The organism is Capnocytophaga sp. oral taxon 338 str. F0234 (assembly GCF_000192225.1).
Taxonomy (GTDB): Bacteria; Bacteroidota; Bacteroidia; order Flavobacteriales; family Flavobacteriaceae; genus Capnocytophaga.
On the sequence record NZ_GL872427.1, the window covers coordinates 1 to 1,036 of the forward strand.

The following is a 1,036-nucleotide window of genomic DNA, read 5'->3' on the forward strand; positions in this document are numbered from 1 at the left end:
TCGACACATCTCTTTTTGAAATGTTATCAATGGATTTTAATTCTAAGAAGAAATTTGTTAGTTATCCTATCTTTAAGTTTTTTAATCGTTCGGCAGCAATTTCCATATCCTTGCTGATTTTCTCATTGGTGATTTTAGCATAAATCTGGGTAGTTTTGATATTCTTATGTCCCATCATCTTGCTAACGCTTTCCAAGGGAACCCCTTCTGTTAAGAACAGAGTACCAAAGGTATGGCGTGCCCAGTGAAAGGAGATAGGTTTTTCACGAATGATGTTGCAATCTTTCATCATCTTTTTAATCAGGAGGTTGCAATTAGCATTGGAGGGTGTAGGAAATAGTGCCTCTGTACGAGTCGTACCCTCATATTTTTCAATATTTTTCTCGGCTATATCTAACAGACGTACATTACAGGGCATATCAGATTTCTGACGTCGTTTGATAAGCCATTTGTTGCCGTCAAAGAACGATTGTAAGTGGCTTTTCTTGAGTTGCTTGATGTCAATGTAAGAGAAGCCTGTAAAGCAACTAAAAACAAATAGGTCTCGTACTAATTCAGCAGAAGCACTCTTAGGGTGATATTGTAAAAGAGTTTCTACTTCCTCTCTAAGCAAATAGCCTCTATCTTTCTCCTCCATAGAACTTATATAATTCTTAAAAGGATTGCGATAGATGATACCCTTGTCTATCGCTATTTCTACCATTTTACAAAGGGGCATCATATAAACCCATATTGTGTTGTGAGTAAGACTTTTATTAACTCTAAGATAGAAGTCAAAATCGTTGATAAAGTCTTCTGTAAGTTCTTTGAAAGAAATATCACTTCTGCGGTATTTGTACTGGATAAACTCGCTCAAATGAGTGTATACATTTTCGTATTTGTTGAGCGTACTATAACTTCTAACACCTTTTTCTACCATCAGGGCAAAGTCTTCTTTGAACTTCTCATAGACTTTTAGCAAGGAATCTTCCATTACTCCTATGCCTAGAAAAGTAGCTTTTAGCTTCTGAGCAGTAACCACTCCCTCGTACTTCAT

Annotated in this window: 1 protein-coding gene; it reads right to left on the minus strand. The window is 36.4% G+C overall.

Annotated elements, in window-relative coordinates:
• Positions 1–61: 61 nt before the first annotated feature.
• Positions 62–1,036: site-specific integrase (locus HMPREF9071_RS11670; protein ID WP_009401551.1), on the minus strand; the 975-nt coding region annotated here is incomplete at its 5' end.